This window comes from Hyphomicrobium sp. MC8b (assembly GCF_905067615.1).
GTDB lineage: Bacteria > Pseudomonadota > Alphaproteobacteria > Rhizobiales > Hyphomicrobiaceae > Hyphomicrobium_B.
Window position 1 is genome coordinate 2,212,071 of sequence record NZ_LR898465.1, and the last position, 15,483, is coordinate 2,227,553.

The window sequence follows — 15,483 nt, forward strand, 5'->3', positions numbered from 1 at the left end:
GGGAAGGTACGGGAGATGACGCAATTCCAAGTGCTCGCGCGCCGTGCGGCGCTCGCTGCTACTGTGGCGTGCGTATTTGCAAGCACCCTTGCGGTTTGGCCGTCTATCGGCGAGGCGCGTAAGGCAAAAGCAGCGAGCGGGCCTGCAGGTCCGTCGGCGCAAGGTCCGCAGGCTGGTGCGGGTGGCGATGCCGCTCAGAAGGCTGCCGAGACCGAAGCGGCCAAAAAAGCCTATGATGCCGGCCTCAAGGCTTATGCCGCCGGGAAATTCAAGCCGTCGATCGAACAGCTATCGGTGGCGATTAAATCCGGCAAGCTGTCGTCGCCGGAATTGGCCAAGGCAATGTTCACACGCGGCCGGGCCTACAAAAAGGACAATCAAGCAGGTCTGGCGATTTCCGATCTCACAAGCGCGATCTGGCTGAAAAACGGATTGAGCCCCGATGAGCAGAAGTCGGCGATGGCCGAGCGGTCAGAGGCCTACAGCATGGCCGGCCTTTCGGATACCGGCAGCCGACCCGACCAGCGCGTTATCGGCACACCTGCCGTCGCTTCAGCACCGGCGTCGAATGTGACTGCGAATGCAGCGCCAGGACCGAACGCCGGTTCCGCAGGGCTGTCGGCCGCGGCCGTCGCCGAGGCCGCCAATGCCCAGAAGGCAGCCGCCAATACGGACGCGGCGTCGGCTGAGAGCACGCCTTCGCCCGTCAATGGCGAAACGACACTTCAGTCTGCTGCTGCTGGCAGTGTCGCCGGGACCCCGGCAAAGCCTGCGTCATCGGGCATTGCGGGCTTCTTCGGCTGGGGACAGTCGTCCACGCCGCAGCCGCAACCGGAGCCCGCGCCTGTCGCAGCAGCGCCAAGCACAGGATCGTCATTCACTCAGACGGTCACCGCCATTCCGGGGAATGTGTCCGGTTTCTTCTCAAACATGTTCAGCGGCGGCGGCTCGTCTGCGCCGGCGCCCGCAGCACCGCCACCGGCTGGCGTGACGACGGCATCGACCGTTGCGGTTGCGCCCGAGACATCAAGCTGGAGCAGTGCGACGACTGTTGCAAACCATGGCCAACATGATGTGATCCGCGCCGAGAAGGCGTCCTATTCGCGAGAAGCGCAACCTGCTGCGCCTGTCGTGACGAAGGGCAAGTTCAAGATCCATATCGCAGCGCTGCGCTCGAAGGCTCAGGCCGATGCGTTGGCTCAGAAGCTCATGGCGGAGCACGGTGCGGAGCTTGGCAATCATCGGCCGGTCGTCGATTCCGCAGTGATTGGCAGCATGGGCACCTTCTATCGGGTCCGTATCGGCGGCTACGCTTCGCAAGCCGAGCCGCGAAGCCTCTGCAACAAACTCAGAAGCAGTGGCCTTGACTGTCTGGTCGTGACAAACTGAGGGATGCCCGTCCCTCCGTCGGGTCTGATGCTCGAGTAGGAGAGAATGGTTCCTCCCCCGGTTGATCCTGAGCACGATGTCCGTCGCGTGATGGGCGTTACGCCGTCCGACGCGCAATTGACAGCGGGCCTCAAGCGCCTTGCGAGCGACAGCGGAAAAACAGGCTGGCGGCTCGGCTCGCGTTTTCGCAACGCGTTTTTGACGGGCCTCGTCATCGTCGGCCCCGTCACCATTACGCTTTGGCTGATGTGGGGCGTGATCCATTGGATCGACGCCTGGATCAAGCCGCTCTTGCCGACCTGGTTCAATCCCGACACCTATTTGCCGTTTCCGGTTCCAGGCTTCGGGCTGGTCATCGCGGTTTTCGGTTTAACGCTGATAGGCGCGCTCGCTGCAAACCTTCTCGGCCGTGCGCTGGTGTCTTCCGGCGAACTGATGATGTCGCGCACGCCGATCGTCCGTAACGTTTACGGCGCGCTTAAGCAGATCTTTGAGAGCGTGATCTCGACAACGGGTCCAAGCCAGAGCTTTCAGAAGGTGGGGATGATCGAATTCCCCTCGAAAGAGATCTGGAGCCTCGTGTTTGTGACGGGGGAGACGACCGGCGAGATCAAGGACGTGCAACCCGGCGGTGAGGGCGATCTGTTGACCGTCTTCATGCCGACCGGCATCGTGCCGCCGACCGGATTCATCTGCTTCGTGCCGCGTTCGAATGTGGTGTTCCTGAATATGACAGTCGAGGAAGCAGCCAAGATCATTCTGTCGGGCGGTATCGTCATGCCGAATACCGAGCAGGAAAAGCTCAAGCTTCTTGCTGAGGCTGCCGCGAAGAAAAAATCGCGCTTCCGGCGCAGCGGCGACAAGCCGGCAGCGTAATCTAGAGGCAAACAATAATAAGTATCGATGTCCGATATTGATGGCCCGTCGCCGACATGACCAAACCCACGCTTTCGCCGCATGCGTTTGTGCTCGCCGTACATGACCTCAACGGTTCGACTACCTATTTCATTGACGCGCTCGGTTTCGAGAAGGACTGGAACGACGGCGACAACTGGCAGGCGCTTGTTCGGGGCGGCGTGAGGGTGATGCTCGGCCGTTGTCCGGATGCGCTCGCTCCATCGGAACTTGGCGACCATAGCTATTTCGGCTTCTTTGCGACTGATGATGTGGACGCCCTGCACGCGGAATTTAAAGCTCGCGGCGCGCTTATTCTTTCCGGTCCTGCCGACAAACCGTGGGGCTGGCGGGAAATGGGCGTCGCAACTCCCGAGGGACACCGGATGATGTTCGCGCAGGCGATCTAAGCCGCGCGAAACAGACGGACGGCTTCGTCGCATTCGAAGAGATAGAGCAGCGTACGCAGCGCTTGCCCGCGCGGTGAGACGAGGTTGGGATCTTTTTCGAGTATTAGCACCGCGTCGTCGCGTGCCGCTTCGAGGAGGGCATCGCGTCCTGGAACATCAGCGATGCGGAACCCCGGGTCACCGCTTTGGCGCGCACCGAGAATTTCGCCGCCGCCGCGCAGCTCCAAATCCTTCTCCGCAATTTTGAAACCGTCTTCGGTTTCTTCCATCATCTTGAGGCGTGCTTCGGCGGTCTCGCCGAGCGGCGATTTATAAAGCAGCATGCAGAAGGATTCCCGCGCACCGCGGCCGACGCGTCCGCGCAACTGGTGCAGCTGGGCGAGGCCGAAGCGCTCGGCATGCTCGATCACCATGATGTTGGCATTCGGCACGTTAACGCCGACCTCGATAACGGTAGTTGCGACGAGAATTTTGAGCCGGTTCGCGGCGAACGCGGCCATCGTCTCGTCTTTCTCCTTCCCGCTCATGCCGCCGTGGAGCAAACCCACCGTGTCGCCGAAGAGTTGGCGGAGATAGGCATAGCGTTCTTCCGCTGCGGCGAGATCGGTCAGCTCGGAGCTTTCGATCAGCGGGCAGACCCAATAGACCTGTGCGCCTTCCTCAAGCTGTACGCGGATGCGGTCGATCAGGCGTTCGAGCAGTTCGAGCGGCGCGGCCTTGGTGACGACGGGTTTGCGTCCGGCAGGCTTTTCGGTGAGCTTCGAGACGTCGAGGTCGCCGTAATGGGTCATCAACAGTGTGCGCGGAATGGGCGTGGCGGTCATGACGAGGACGTTGGTGTCGCCATTTGTGCCTTTCGACTGCAAAGCCATGCGCTGGTGCACGCCGAAGCGATGCTGTTCGTCGATGACGGCAACCGCGAGATCCTTAAAGATCACATCGGATTGAAACAGCGCGTGCGTGCCGACGAGAATGTCGATTTCGCCTGACGCGAGGCGCGAGATGACGGCGTCGCGGGCTTTGCCTTTTTCGCGGCCGGTGAGGAGGGCGAGGCGCAGCCCGGCGGTGTCAGCGAGCGGCGCGATGGTATCGATGTGCTGGCGGGCGAGAACTTCGGTCGGCGCCATCATCGCGGCCTGGGCGCCCGCTTCCACAGCGACCGCCATCGTCATCAGCGCAACCACGGTTTTGCCGGAGCCGACGTCACCCTGCAGCAGACGCAGCATGCGGTGGGAAGCTGCGAGGTCGGCCGAAATTTCTTCAAGCGCGTTCTTCTGTGACCCGGTCAGCGAGAAGGGAAGCGCGGCGGCGATCCTGGCGCGGATTTCGCCGTTGCCCGACAACCGGCGTCCGCGCTCGGTCTTGAGGTTGCGACGGACCAGCGCGAAGGCGAGCTGCCCGGCCAGAAGCTCGTCGAAGGCGAGGCGCTGCCATGGCGCAGCACCGCTCGAAACGTCCTGCGCGTCGTCGGGGCGATGGACGCGGGAAATCGCGTCCTTGAAATTCGGCCAGTCGCGGGCTTTCAGCCAGTGAGCCTCTTGCCATTCGGGAAATTCGGGGACGCGATCGACCGCCTGACGTGCGGCTTTCAACGCGATCTTTCCGGAGAGGCCCGCGGTGAGCGGATAGACCGGCTCCAGCATCGGCATCTCGTCACGCGCTTCCGGCGAGACGATATAATCCGGGTGGGACATTTGGAGGTTGTCGCCGTAGCGCTCGATGCGGCCGGAGACGAAACGGATTTCGCCGACGGGGAGCTGACGCTCGATGAACTTGTGTTCGGCATGGAAAAACACCAGATCGATACGGCCGGTGTCGTCCTCGCAGGTGACTTTATAGGGCGCCTTGGTGTTTCCCCGTGGCGAGGGCTTATGCTTCAGTACGCGGAGTTCCAGGGTGACGATGGTGCCGGGGATGGCCTCGGTCAGGCGCGGCTGGCTGCGGCGGTCGATAACGCCGGTCGGCATATGCCAGAGCACGTCGATGACGCGAGGCTCCGAGATGCCGGGGGGCAGCGCCAGGCACTTTTTCAGCAGCAGGATCAGGCGAGGGCCGATGCCGCCGAGCGTCTGTGCCGATGCGAAAAGCGGGTTCAGGAGGGCTGGTCGCATCGTCGAAAGGGGCCTGCGGTTGTTCGAATTCGCGGCCGCGCCCTAAGGTCGCGGCAATAAGCATCGTCCGCCGCGCTAGGCGAGCCAAGCTGCGGGCGCTATACGAGCCCTTCGCGAATGACGGCACCGTGACGGCCGGCCGGCACTCCGTCAAGCTGCCGGCAGCGCTTTATACCATTGCCATGCAACCTGAGCTGCATATGACCGACGAACTTGAAACGCACAGGCGGCGTGCGCGGTACCGCGCCCATCACCGCGGCACCAAGGAAATGGACGTGCTGGTGGGGAGATATGCCGATGCCCGGCTGCCGGGCTATTCCGGCGACGAGATCGCGCGCTTCGAGCGGTTTCTGACTATTCCCGATCCGGCGCTGCAGCAATGGATCTTCTCGGGCGAGGGTTTTGCGGGCATCGAGTTCGAAGATCTTGTGAATGACATTCGCGCCTTTCATGGCCTGAGCGCCGCGGCGAGCTAAGACGAGTTGATGACGACAGACGTTCAAAATTCACGCGCAATCTTTTCAGGCGTTCCGGAAGGCTTCGACGGCCGCGTCATCGCGGACGTGACGAAGGCCGCGCGCTCGGGCGATCTGCCGGGCATTCATCTGCACGTGGCGCGCGACGACCGGCGGCTCGACGAGCTGCAGGCGGCGGTGGCGTTCTTCGCGCCCGACGTTGCGATCGTGCCGTTTCCATCGTGGGATACGGTGCCCTACGACCGCACGAGCCCCAATCCGGAAATCGTTGCCAAGCGCATTACGGCGCTCGGCAAGCTCGCGGTCGGGGGCCGCAAAAAGCCGACGCTGGTGCTGACGACCGTCAATTCGATTTTGCAGCGTGTACCGCCGCGCAGCTTCATTCGCGGCGCGGTGAAGACGATTGCGCCGGGGCAGCGGCTCGATCCGGCCGATCTGATCCGGCGGCTGGAGTCCTACGGTTACGACCGTTCGAGCACGGTGATGGAGCCCGGCGAATACGCGCAACGTGGCGGCATCGTCGATCTTTATCCGCCGGGACGCAGCCTGCCGATCCGGCTCGATTTCTTCGGCGACCAGCTGGAGACCATCAAGGCGTTCGATCCCGAGACGCAGCGCTCGCAGAAGCCGGTGCCGAAATTCTCGCTGATGCCGGTCAGCGAAGTGGCGTTCGGCGAAGCGGCGACGGCGCTGTTCCGCACGCGTTACGTCGCGCTGTTCGGCGGCAACACGGGCGACGATCCGCTTTACGAAGCGGTCAGCAGCGGGCGGCGCTATGTCGGCCAGGAGCACTGGCTGCCGCTGTTCCACCCGAGCCTTGAGACTTTGTTCGATTATCTGCCAGGCGTCGGCATCAGTTTCGATCATCTGGCCGACGAGGCGGTGCAGCGGCGGTTCGAACAGATCCGTGAGCACTATGAAGCGCGCGTCGACTCGCTCGAAGGCCAGCGATTCGGCGCGCCGCCGTACAAGCCGGTGCCGCCCGATCAAATGTTCCTCGACGGCAAGGACTGGAAGGCGGCGCTCGATGCGCGCACCGTTTCGCGCCTGACGCCGTTCGACGATCCGGGTACGACGAACGTCTACCAGATGCACGGTAAGCGCGGGCGCACGTTTGCGGCCGAGCGCGCCAATCCGGATGCGAACGTGTTCGATGCGGCTGTTGGGCATATCCGGCGCATTCAAGGCGACAACCGCCGCGTGATCCTTGCGTGCTGGACGCCGGGCGCGCGCGAGCGGCTCATCACGCTGCTCGAAGATCATGGGTTGAAGGACGCCGTAAAGGTCGACGACTTCGCTGGCGTGCAGGCGATGCGCCCTAAGGAGACGGCGTTCGCGGTCTTCGGGATCGAGGAAGGTTTCGAGACGCCGGACTTCGCCGTCATCGCCGAGCAGGACATTCTGGGCGACCGCCTTGTGCGGCAGCGGCGCCGGGCGAAAAAGGCCGCCGACGTTCTGACCGAAGCGACGAGCCTTTCGGTTGGCGATCTCGTCGTGCACAGCGATCACGGTATCGGTCGCTTTCACGGGCTGCAGACGATCACCGCGCTCGGCGCGCCGCACGACTGCTTGGAGCTGCACTACGCCGGCGGCGATAAGCTGTTTCTGCCGGTCGAAAACATCGAACTGCTGTCGCGCTACGGCTCGGACGAGGGCGACGCGCAGCTCGACCGTCTCGGCGGCGTCGGTTGGCAGACACGCAAGGCCAAGCTTAAAAAGCGACTGCGCGAGATTGCCAACGAGCTCATCAAGATCGCAGCGATGCGGGCAATGCGGGAAGCGCCCGTGCTCATTCCGCCGACCGGCGCTTACGATGAGTTCGTCGCACGCTTTCCTTACGAGGAGACGGAAGACCAGGCGGCGAGCATCGATGCCGTTCTTGCTGACATGGCGTCGGGCAAGCCGATGGACCGCCTTGTTTGCGGCGACGTCGGTTTCGGCAAAACGGAAGTCGCCATTCGCGCGGCGTTTACTGCTGCGATGAATGGTTTGCAGGTTGCGGTCGTGGTGCCGACGACCCTGTTGGCGCGGCAGCACTACCGCACATTTGCGCAACGCTTCCAGGGTTTGCCAGTGACGATCGCGCAGGCGTCGCGCATGGTCAGTGCGAAGGATCTCGCCGAGGTGAAGGCGGGATTGAAGTCGGGCAATGTCGATATCGTCGTCGGCACGCATGCGCTGCTTGGCAAGGGCATCGACTTCGCACGGCTTGGGCTTTTGATTATCGACGAGGAGCAGCATTTCGGCGTCAATCACAAGGAACGCCTGAAGAAGATGCGCGAGGACGTGCACGTGCTGACGCTGTCGGCGACGCCGATCCCGCGCACCCTGCAACTGGCGTTGACTGGCGTGCGCGAACTTTCGCTAATCACGACGCCGCCGGTCGATCGCCTCGCGGTGCGCACGTTCATTTCGCCGTTTGATCCGGTGATCTTGAAGGAAGCGCTCAGACGCGAACGCTTCCGTGGCGGCCAAACGTACTACGTCGCGCCACGTATTTCTGATCTCGATGACATCGCGGAATTCCTGCGCGAAGCGGTGCCCGATCTCGCGTTCGCGCGCGCCACGGGGCAGATGTCGCCGACCGAACTCGAAGACGTCATGACGGCGTTCTACGAGGGCAAGTATGACATTCTACTTTCGACGGCGATCGTCGAATCCGGTCTCGACGTGCCGAATGCGAATACGCTGATCGTGCACCGCGCCGATATGTTCGGCTTGGCGCAGCTTTATCAGCTTCGCGGTCGCGTCGGACGTTCCAAGACGCGCGCTTATGCCTACATCACGACGCCGCCCGATAAAAAGCTGACCGAGGGCGCGGAGAAGCGTCTCAAGGTTTTGCAGTCGCTCGATACGCTCGGCGCGGGCTTCTCTCTGGCGTCGCACGATCTCGATATTCGTGGCGCAGGCAACCTGCTGGGCGAAGAGCAGTCAGGTCATATCCGCGAAGTCGGCTTCGAGCTTTATCAGTCAATGCTCGAAGAGGCGGTCGCGGCGATGAAGGGCGGCGATCTCGAAGCGGACGACAAGTGGAGCCCGGAGATCCAGCTCGGTACGTCGATCATGATTCCGGAAAGCTACGTCACGGATCTACAACTTCGCCTCGGTCTCTATCGGCGTTTGTCGAGTTTCGAAAAGCGCTCCGAGATCGATGCGTTCGCAGCGGAATTGGTCGATCGCTTCGGTCCGCTGCCGGACGAAGTTGGCCATCTGCTCGACGTCATGGAGATCAAAGGCCTGTGCCGCACGGCGGGCATTGCGAAGGTCGATGCGGGTCCCAAGGGCGCCGTCATCACGCTTTACAAGGGGCGGTTTGCGAACCCCGAAGGACTCATCTCGCTCGTGCAGAATTCGCGCGGGCTTCTCAAGGTGCAGCCTGATCAGCGGCTCGTCTATCGCTCGGATTGGGACTTGCCAGAGCTGCGTCTCAAGGGCGTGCGTGCGCTGGTGCAACAGTTCGCCGACCTCGCCGCGAAAACCAAAAAGGCAGCTTAGGCTTTTTATCTTCGGCACCGTCATGCCGGTCTTTGCCGGGATGACGGTTATTTCGACTGGAGCAGCGGTGCGAGCGCCTTGCGCTGCACCTTGCCGTTGGCGGTGCGGGGGAGCTTGTCGACGAAGACGATTTCTTTCGGCACCTTGTAGGCAGCGAGGCGTTCGGAGGCGAAGGCTTTGACGGTGTCGGCGTCGATCTTGGCTGCATCGTTGCCGACGACGAACGCGCCGATGATCGACACATCGCTCCGTATGCGGATTTCTGAGCACGCGACTTCGGCCACGCCAGGGCACGCTGCGAGCGCCGCTTCGATTTCGAGCGGCGAGACGCGATAACCGCCCGCGTTCATCAGTTCGTTGGCGCGGCCGAGATGCGTGACGTAGCCATCGGCGTCGATGGAACCGAGATCGCCGCCAACGAACCACTCGCCGCGCATGACTTCAGCTTCCTCGTCTGGGCGGTTCCAATAGCCGAGCATCAGGCCGGGATCGGAGCGATGAACGGCTATCAGGCCTTCGGCGCTAGTCGGCAACGGTTGATTGCCGCCTTCTGCGGGAAGGATCGCGATGCGACGGCCCGCCTGCGGTTTGCCTACGGTACCGGAGCGATAGGGCACGTCTGGACCTGTCGAGATGTACGTCGAGATCTCGCTCATACCGAGGGCTTCGTAGAGCGGCAGGCCGGTGGTTGCGGTCCATTCCTCGATCAAGCCGGGCGGCGGCGTTTCGCCCGCCGTCAATCCGTGGCGGAGCCGGCCGAGCGTGCCGCGGTCGGGGCGCGCGTATTTCAGAATTTGGCGATAGACGCCGGGCACGGCGGCGAACAGCGTCGCGCCGGTTGAAGCGATGAGGGCTGGCCAAAGCTCGGGCGCCTTATCGCCGGTACAGACAATGGCCGTTGCGCCGTTCGCCCACGGGTCGGTCAGGCCGACGCCAAGCGTGAACGTCCAGTTGAAGGCACCTGCGTGCAGCATGCGGTCATCAGGCGTGATGCCATACCAGCCCTGATACATCGGGCGGCGGCCGAGAGTGGAGCGCTGTGCGTGCAGCACGCCCTTGGGTTTCGACGTCGTGCCGGAGGTGTAGATCAGGAAGGCGGGATCGTCGGCGGCGGTCGGTGCGTAGTCGGCGCGCGTCGGTCCGCGCATCAGTAAAGCGATGTCAGCGGATGTCAGGACGATCGCGCCAGGCACGATGTCATCGGCGAGCGGCGACGATGTTGCGATTGCAGCGGCGCCGCTGTCTTCAAGAAGCGATTTCAGTTCCGTTGCCGTCAGCTGATCGGACAAGGGGAGAGCGATGAAGCCGCCGGCCATCGCCGCAAAGAACAGCAACGCCGATTGGCTGGAGTTACCAAGGCGAATGGCGATGCGGTCGCCGGGCTTTAGGCCGCGCTCTGCCAGTCCTGCTGCGAGGCGCAGGATAGCGTCTTCGATCTCGGCGAACGTCCAGCTTTCCTGCGGCCGTTCGGGCGTCGCGGTATCGTAGACGAGCAGCGCCGTTTTATCGGGCGTGCTGCGTGCGGCCCGACCGATAGCGTAGTCCGCCATGTTGAAGGGCGTGCCGTCTAACGGTGTCATTTCGGCTCGGTCCACCATGTGTCGACGGAATAGCCGAAAAGAGGTGTCTTGTCGGGATGCTTGAGGCGCGCCCAATAGGGCACCCATTGGCGCGGCGTGTAGAACAGCGGCACGACGTAGTCGCCCGACAGCAGGACGCGATCCAATGCGCGTACGGAAGAGACAAAATCCGTTTCGGTGTTGGCGGCGAGCATGGCGTCGATCATCGCGTCGGCGGCTGGGTTTCTGACGCCGGCGAAATTGAACGAGCCCTTTGCGTCAGCCGTTTTTTCCGACCAGCGGAAGAGCTGTTCGTTGCCGGGAGAGAGCGATGCGTACCAGGTGTTCTGGATCATATCGTAATCGAATTCGGTCAACCGCGCCTGATACTGGGCGCTATCGACGAGGCGGACGTGCGCCTGGATTCCAAGCGGCGCCAGGCTTCGCGCGTAGCTCAGCAACAACGCTTCCTGGGCGTTGCTGTTGGCAAGAATTTCAAAAGAAAGAGGCTGGCCGGTCTTGCTGTTGATCATGCGGCCGTCTTTCAGGACCATGCCCGCCTTTTTCAGAAGCGCGAAGGCTGCGCGTTGGGTCGGGCGGTCCTGGCCGCTGCCGTCAGTCGTCGGGAAGCGATAGGTGCCAGCCATGATCTCGGGCTTAACGGCATCCGGATACGGCGCGAGCAGCTTTTGTTCGTAAGCGTCGGCGGAATGGCCGGTGGAGGCGAGATATGAACGCTCGAAGTAGCTTTCGGTGCGCTTATAGAGACCGTTGTAAAGCGTGCGGTTGCACCATTCGAAATCAAAAAGCATCATCAAAGCGTGCCGGACCATAGGATCGGCAAAGATGGGCCGGCGGGTGTTGAAGACGAGGGCTGTCATGCCTGCCGGTAAGCCGATGTCGAACTCGGCTTTGATGATACGCCCGTCGCGGACGGCGGGGATATTATAGCCCGTGGCCCAGCGGCCGGGGTCTTCTTCCAGGCGCAGGTCGATGTTCCCCGCCTTGAAGGCTTCGAACATGGATGAGGCGTCGCGGTAGTAATCGAAGCGGATCTCGTCGAAATTGAACCGGCCGCGATTAACGGCCAGATCCTTGCCCCAATAGTCCGGGTTGCGCTGGTAGATGATCGAGCGTCCGGCGTCGATTTTCGACACCGTGTAGGGGCCGGAGCCGACGAGCGGCGTCATCGAGGCAGCTTCGAATTTCTCCGGCGTGGTCGCGTGGGCGGCGAAGACCGGCATCAGGCCGAGGATGAATGGCAATTCTCGGTCGCTGGCGTCTTCGAATGTGAAGCGAACGCTGCGGTCGCCGATCTTTTCGGCTTTCGTGACCTTGGCGAAATAGGTCCGGTGGTTGGGGCGGCCTTTGTCCTTCAGCAGCTGAAACGAGTTGAGGACATCTTCGGCGGTGACCGGCTGGCCGTCGGAAAATCGCGCGGCTGGGTTAATGGCGAACGTCACGGATTTGTGGTCGTCGGCGATGTCGATCGTCTCGGCGAGCAGGCCATAGAGGGTGAAGGGCTCATCGAGGCTGCGCGCCATCAGACCTTCGATGACAAATTCCCGAATGCCGGATGCGGGCGTGCCGCCGACGATCAGCGGGTTGACGTTTTCATAGGAGCCGAGGACGCCGAGCGTCAGCTTGCCGCCTTTCGGCGCGTTCGGATTTACGTAGGGGAATGCCGTGAAATTGTCCGAAAAGAGCGGTTTTCCGTGCAGTGCAACGGCGCGAACCGGAGCGGCCTCAGCGCTCCAGCCAAGCGTGACCGTGAGCAGCAGTGCGAGAGAGAATTTCCCAAATGACATACCAGGCACCAGAAAGCCGTCCACGTGTTTGGTAAAGCGGGATAATTCCCGGCATTCAAGATGCCCATCGAATAAGCCGTGGGCATGTTCTAGCGGCGGTTTCGACCTGCTGTCCAGCTTGTCGCAGTTGCAGAGCGGCCACGTTTGAGAAGGCTGCGGAAAAGCCCCCAATAGGGGCTCGATCCGGTCACGGGATTGCCGTATTCGGAGCCTTACTCGGCTCAGGAACGGCAAGAGGTATATGCCGGGTCTGCGCGAGCTTGCAATGTCGAGCAAACGGCGCGGCGACTTTGAGGGGACGAACCGGCGGGGCTGGTTCAAAACAAGCGAGGATTTTTACGTTGATGGCAAACGCAGTATTGCGCACGGGCGGTAGGGCGCTCGTTTCAGCCGTTGCTATGTTGGCGGTAATCGCTGCTGCGTCCGCCGGCGCTCAGGCCGCGGACGCCAAAAAGGCGCCGGCGCCTGCGAAGACCGCCGCTGCTAAACCCCAAAGCGCATGGGTCAAGCTTTGCGAGAAGGCACCAGTCGTCACGAAGGGGCCCGACGGCAAGGACGTCAAGACCGAGAAGTCGCTCTGCCTCACGCATCATGAGCGTCTCGACGGCAATACCGGCATGGTTCTGGTTTCGGCGGCGATCCGCACGGTGGAGGGCTCGCCCAAAAAGTCGCTGATGATCATGGTGCCGCTCGGCATGGCCATCCCGCCGGGCATTCGCGCAGCCGTTTACACGAAGGCCCAGTGGGCCGCTGCGTCGAAGGGCGAGAAGATCGACGAGAAGCAGTTGAAGCCTATCGAACTGCGTTATGCGCTTTGCCATCCGGCAGGCTGCACGGCCGAGACGGAAGCGACGCCTGAGATCTTGAAGGAAATGTCGACGGGCGGCGGCATCATGGTTCTGGCCATGAACGCTGCGGCGCAGCCGATCGGCTTCCCGGTTCCGCTCGACGGCTACAACGAAGCCGCTGCAGGTCCTCCGGTCGACAACAAGAAATACGCCGAAGCTCGCAGCCAGCTGATGGCGCAAATCCGCCAGCGTCAGCAGCAGGCGGCCGAGAAGTGGAAGGCCAACGAGATGAAGAATCTGCCGCTCGATGGTCCGGGCGCGCCTCCGATCGAGAAGGCGCCGACGACGACGAGTTCGACGAAGAAGTAATCGTCGGAGCAGCGTTACTCTAAATCGAAACCGCCCCGATCCTTTCGGGGCGGTTTTTTGTTGCGTGGGTACGGGATGCTGTCCGGGCAGGCAGAGGTTGGCTCTCTCGGACTGATCTGAGGGCGCTCTCTCCTTGGCGAGAAGGGGCAGGGTGAGGGAGGGCTTGAGCCTTCGGAGCGTCTTACGCTGGATTCCCGATCGGCTTCGCAGGCTCGTCCGATCGAGAATGACGATGTTACGAAGACGACGTCAGGTGAGAGGGGTCAGTTATTCGCTTCGGGGCGAAGCCGATAGCTGCCGTTGCCGTCGATGATGAAGTGATCTTCGATGTCGGGATGGCGCAGCGGCTGCTGCGTATCGTCGAGCAGCAGGTTCTGCTCGGACACGTAGGCGAGGTAGGTCGTCTCGGCGTTCTCGGCGAAGAGGTGATAATAGGGCTGGTCCTTGTGAGGGCGGACCTCTTCAGGGATCGACAGCCACCACTCCTCGGTGTTCGCAAACTCCGGATCGATGTCGAAGATCAGTCCGCGGAACGGATAAAGCCGATGGCGGACGACCTGACCGATCGCGAACTTTGCATGCTTAATGTCACTCATGGCGTAAATGTGTGGCGGTTGCGGCCCGTGCGCAAGCCCATATCCACGCCCTAGAGATCGCCATAAAGTGCCGCGCGCTCGGCGTCTTTCGAGGCCACGATCTTGGCCAGATCGACGATGACCTTCGCCTGTTTCCAGGTGGCATCGTCCTGCATCTTGCCGTCGAGCATGACGGCGCCGGTGCCGTCCGGCATGGCATCGAGGATGCGCTTGGCGAATTTCACCTCGGCAGGATCGGGAGAGAACACGCGTTTCGCGATTTCGATCTGGGTGGGGTGCAGCGTCCAGGCGCCGAGGCAGCCCTGGAGAAAAGCATTCCGGAACTGGGCTTCACAGGCCGCAGAGTCGGAGAAGTCGCCGAACGGGCCGTAAAATGGCTTCAGGCCGTAGGCGAGGCAGGCGTCGACCATCTTGCCAACGGTGTAGTGCCAAAGGTCCTGCTGGTAGAAGGCGCGCGGTGCTGACGGATTGTCCTTCTGGGCGTCGGCCAGCACACCGTAATCGGGGTGGCCGCCGCCGACGCGGGTCGTCTTCATGCCGCGGGAAGCAGCGAGGTCGGCCGGGCCGAGGCTCATACCGTGCATGCGCGGCGAGGCAGCGGCGATGGCTTCGACGTTGTTGACGCCTTCGGCGGTCTCGAGAATGGCGTGGATCAGGATCGGCTTCTTGACGCCGTGCTTGGCTTCGAGCTGGGCCAGAAGCTGGTCGAGGTAGTGGATGTCCCACGGCCCTTCGACCTTCGGTAGCATGATGACGTCGAGCTTGTTGCCGACGGCGGCGACGATTTCGGTGACATCATCGAGAACCCAAGGCGAATTCAGACAGTTGATGCGGGTCCAGACGCCGGTTGCGCCGAAGTCGTTGTCGCGGACCATCTCGATGAAGCCTTTGCGGGCGTTCTCTTTCTGGTCCATCGGTACGGCGTCTTCGAGGTTGCCGAGTACGACGTCAACCTGGGACGCCAGGTCCTTGATTTTGGAGCGGATTTTCTCGTTATGCGGCGGCACGAAATGGATCATGCGCTCGAGCTTCACAGGCAGCGTGCGATAGGGCTCCGGCGCGCCAATGGCGAGGGGCGAAAAGTGCTTGGCGGGCGTGCGCGTCGAAGCCATCGGCAGCTATCCTGTTCAAACGTTTGGAGGATCGTGCATCCTTTAGGGGACGTGCGGCGGCTGTCAACTCTTTGAAGGCGCCTTGCGACTCCTCTGCGGGGAGCCGGCCGCAAGGCGCGCCACACACGCTCGCCGCCGCGTGCTTGTCGCACCGGCGGGAAAATCGGCGACGGCGCGCGCCGGCACCTGGTGCCGTTCTCGTTCCGAAGAATGAAACAGCGCCTTGGCGCGCTCCGCAGCTGGGATTCTGATCGACCGGTCCGGCATGGGAGGTTCCTTACTCCTCCGACGGTTGGTACCGTATTCGCGCGGATCACCGGACGGTTCGCTCCGTTCGGGCCTCAGGCCGTTACCCCCTTGTGCCGCAAACGTTCGACCAGCCGCTCACCCCCAATCTCCAAACGGTCTCGAGACTGTCCGTCGTATCTTCGAGGCGAGGTGGGGCCAGTATGCGGCCTGCGGCACGAGCGGGGATA

At 62.4% G+C, this 15,483-nt stretch carries 11 protein-coding genes; 6 read left to right on the top strand and 5 right to left on the bottom strand.

The genetic code is table 11. The features are described 5' to 3' along the window. The first annotated feature begins 15 nt into the window (after nucleotides 1–15). Genes ACLB1Z_RS10595 through ACLB1Z_RS10605 form a run of 3 tightly spaced genes read left to right on the top strand, consistent with a single transcriptional unit; the run spans nucleotide 16 to nucleotide 2,693 of the window. Nucleotides 16–1,389, top strand: a complete 1,374-nt coding sequence (locus ACLB1Z_RS10595) for an SPOR domain-containing protein (RefSeq protein WP_409559829.1) — start codon at nucleotides 16–18, stop codon at nucleotides 1,387–1,389. A gap of 45 nt (nucleotides 1,390–1,434) precedes the next feature. Continuing rightward, nucleotides 1,435–2,265 carry a DUF502 domain-containing protein gene (locus ACLB1Z_RS10600; RefSeq protein ID WP_409559830.1) on the top strand — a complete coding sequence of 277 codons (831 nt, stop codon included), beginning with the start codon at nucleotides 1,435–1,437 and terminating at the stop codon, nucleotides 2,263–2,265. 56 nt (nucleotides 2,266–2,321) lie between these two features. After that, on the top strand, nucleotides 2,322–2,693 hold the full coding sequence (locus ACLB1Z_RS10605) for a VOC family protein (RefSeq protein ID WP_409559831.1): 372 nt from the start codon (nucleotides 2,322–2,324) through the stop codon (nucleotides 2,691–2,693). On the opposite strand, the gene recG is transcribed toward ACLB1Z_RS10605, so the two are convergent. Beyond that, nucleotides 2,690–4,804: an ATP-dependent DNA helicase RecG gene (gene recG, locus ACLB1Z_RS10610; protein WP_409559832.1), complete on the bottom strand. Its 2,115-nt coding sequence runs from the start codon at nucleotides 4,802–4,804 to the stop codon at nucleotides 2,690–2,692. The two genes, ACLB1Z_RS10605 and recG, sit on opposite strands and share 4 nt — an antisense overlap. 128 nt (nucleotides 4,805–4,932) lie before the next feature. On the opposite strand from recG, the gene ACLB1Z_RS10615 reads away from it, so the two are divergent. Next, complete coding sequence (locus tag ACLB1Z_RS10615; protein ID WP_409559833.1) at nucleotides 4,933–5,280, top strand: succinate dehydrogenase assembly factor 2; 348 nt, start codon at nucleotides 4,933–4,935, stop codon at nucleotides 5,278–5,280. A 9-nt stretch (nucleotides 5,281–5,289) separates the two neighbouring features. Beyond that, nucleotides 5,290–8,775: a transcription-repair coupling factor gene (gene mfd / locus ACLB1Z_RS10620; protein ID WP_409559834.1), complete on the top strand. Its 3,486-nt coding sequence runs from the start codon at nucleotides 5,290–5,292 to the stop codon at nucleotides 8,773–8,775. 47 nt (nucleotides 8,776–8,822) lie between these two features. On the opposite strand, the gene ACLB1Z_RS10625 is transcribed toward mfd, so the two are convergent. Together ACLB1Z_RS10625 and ACLB1Z_RS10630 are read right to left on the bottom strand one after the other, a co-directional pair. Then, on the bottom strand, nucleotides 8,823–10,355 hold the full coding sequence (locus ACLB1Z_RS10625) for a class I adenylate-forming enzyme family protein (RefSeq protein WP_409559835.1): 1,533 nt from the start codon (nucleotides 10,353–10,355) through the stop codon (nucleotides 8,823–8,825). Next, nucleotides 10,352–12,142, bottom strand: coding sequence for an extracellular solute-binding protein (locus tag ACLB1Z_RS10630; protein ID WP_409559836.1), 1,791 nt, complete (start codon nucleotides 12,140–12,142; stop codon nucleotides 10,352–10,354). The genes ACLB1Z_RS10625 and ACLB1Z_RS10630 overlap by 4 nt, the downstream gene beginning before the upstream one ends. A 344-nt stretch (nucleotides 12,143–12,486) precedes the next feature. Here ACLB1Z_RS10630 and ACLB1Z_RS10635 point away from each other — a divergent pair, with 344 nt between their 5' ends. Continuing rightward, on the top strand, nucleotides 12,487–13,299 hold the full coding sequence (locus ACLB1Z_RS10635; RefSeq protein WP_409559837.1) for an invasion associated locus B family protein: 813 nt from the start codon (nucleotides 12,487–12,489) through the stop codon (nucleotides 13,297–13,299). A gap of 263 nt (nucleotides 13,300–13,562) precedes the next feature. Here ACLB1Z_RS10635 and hspQ read toward each other — a convergent pair whose 3' ends face one another. Beyond that, nucleotides 13,563–13,895: a heat shock protein HspQ gene (gene hspQ / locus ACLB1Z_RS10640; protein WP_409559838.1), complete on the bottom strand. Its 333-nt coding sequence runs from the start codon at nucleotides 13,893–13,895 to the stop codon at nucleotides 13,563–13,565. Between the two features lie 50 nt (nucleotides 13,896–13,945). After that, complete coding sequence (locus ACLB1Z_RS10645; protein ID WP_409559839.1) at nucleotides 13,946–15,007, bottom strand: HpcH/HpaI aldolase/citrate lyase family protein; 1,062 nt, start codon at nucleotides 15,005–15,007, stop codon at nucleotides 13,946–13,948. Nucleotides 15,008–15,483: the final 476 nt, after the last annotated feature.

What these genes read in the sequence shown, in the direction of transcription:
- ACLB1Z_RS10595 (WP_409559829.1), top strand. Translation starts at nt 16, where the DNA reads ATGACGCAATTCCAAGTGCTCGCGCGCCGTGCGGCGCTCGCTGCTACT.
- ACLB1Z_RS10600 (WP_409559830.1), top strand. Translation starts at nt 1,435, where the DNA reads ATGGTTCCTCCCCCGGTTGATCCTGAGCACGATGTCCGTCGCGTGATG.
- ACLB1Z_RS10605 (WP_409559831.1), top strand. Translation starts at nt 2,322, where the DNA reads ATGACCAAACCCACGCTTTCGCCGCATGCGTTTGTGCTCGCCGTACAT.
- recG (WP_409559832.1), bottom strand. Translation starts at nt 4,804, where the DNA reads ATGCGACCAGCCCTCCTGAACCCGCTTTTCGCATCGGCACAGACGCTC.
- mfd (WP_409559834.1), top strand. Translation starts at nt 5,290, where the DNA reads ATGACGACAGACGTTCAAAATTCACGCGCAATCTTTTCAGGCGTTCCG.
- ACLB1Z_RS10625 (WP_409559835.1), bottom strand. Translation starts at nt 10,355, where the DNA reads ATGACACCGTTAGACGGCACGCCCTTCAACATGGCGGACTACGCTATC.
- ACLB1Z_RS10630 (WP_409559836.1), bottom strand. Translation starts at nt 12,142, where the DNA reads ATGTCATTTGGGAAATTCTCTCTCGCACTGCTGCTCACGGTCACGCTT.
- ACLB1Z_RS10635 (WP_409559837.1), top strand. Translation starts at nt 12,487, where the DNA reads ATGGCAAACGCAGTATTGCGCACGGGCGGTAGGGCGCTCGTTTCAGCC.
- hspQ (WP_409559838.1), bottom strand. Translation starts at nt 13,895, where the DNA reads ATGAGTGACATTAAGCATGCAAAGTTCGCGATCGGTCAGGTCGTCCGC.
- ACLB1Z_RS10645 (WP_409559839.1), bottom strand. Translation starts at nt 15,007, where the DNA reads ATGGCTTCGACGCGCACGCCCGCCAAGCACTTTTCGCCCCTCGCCATT.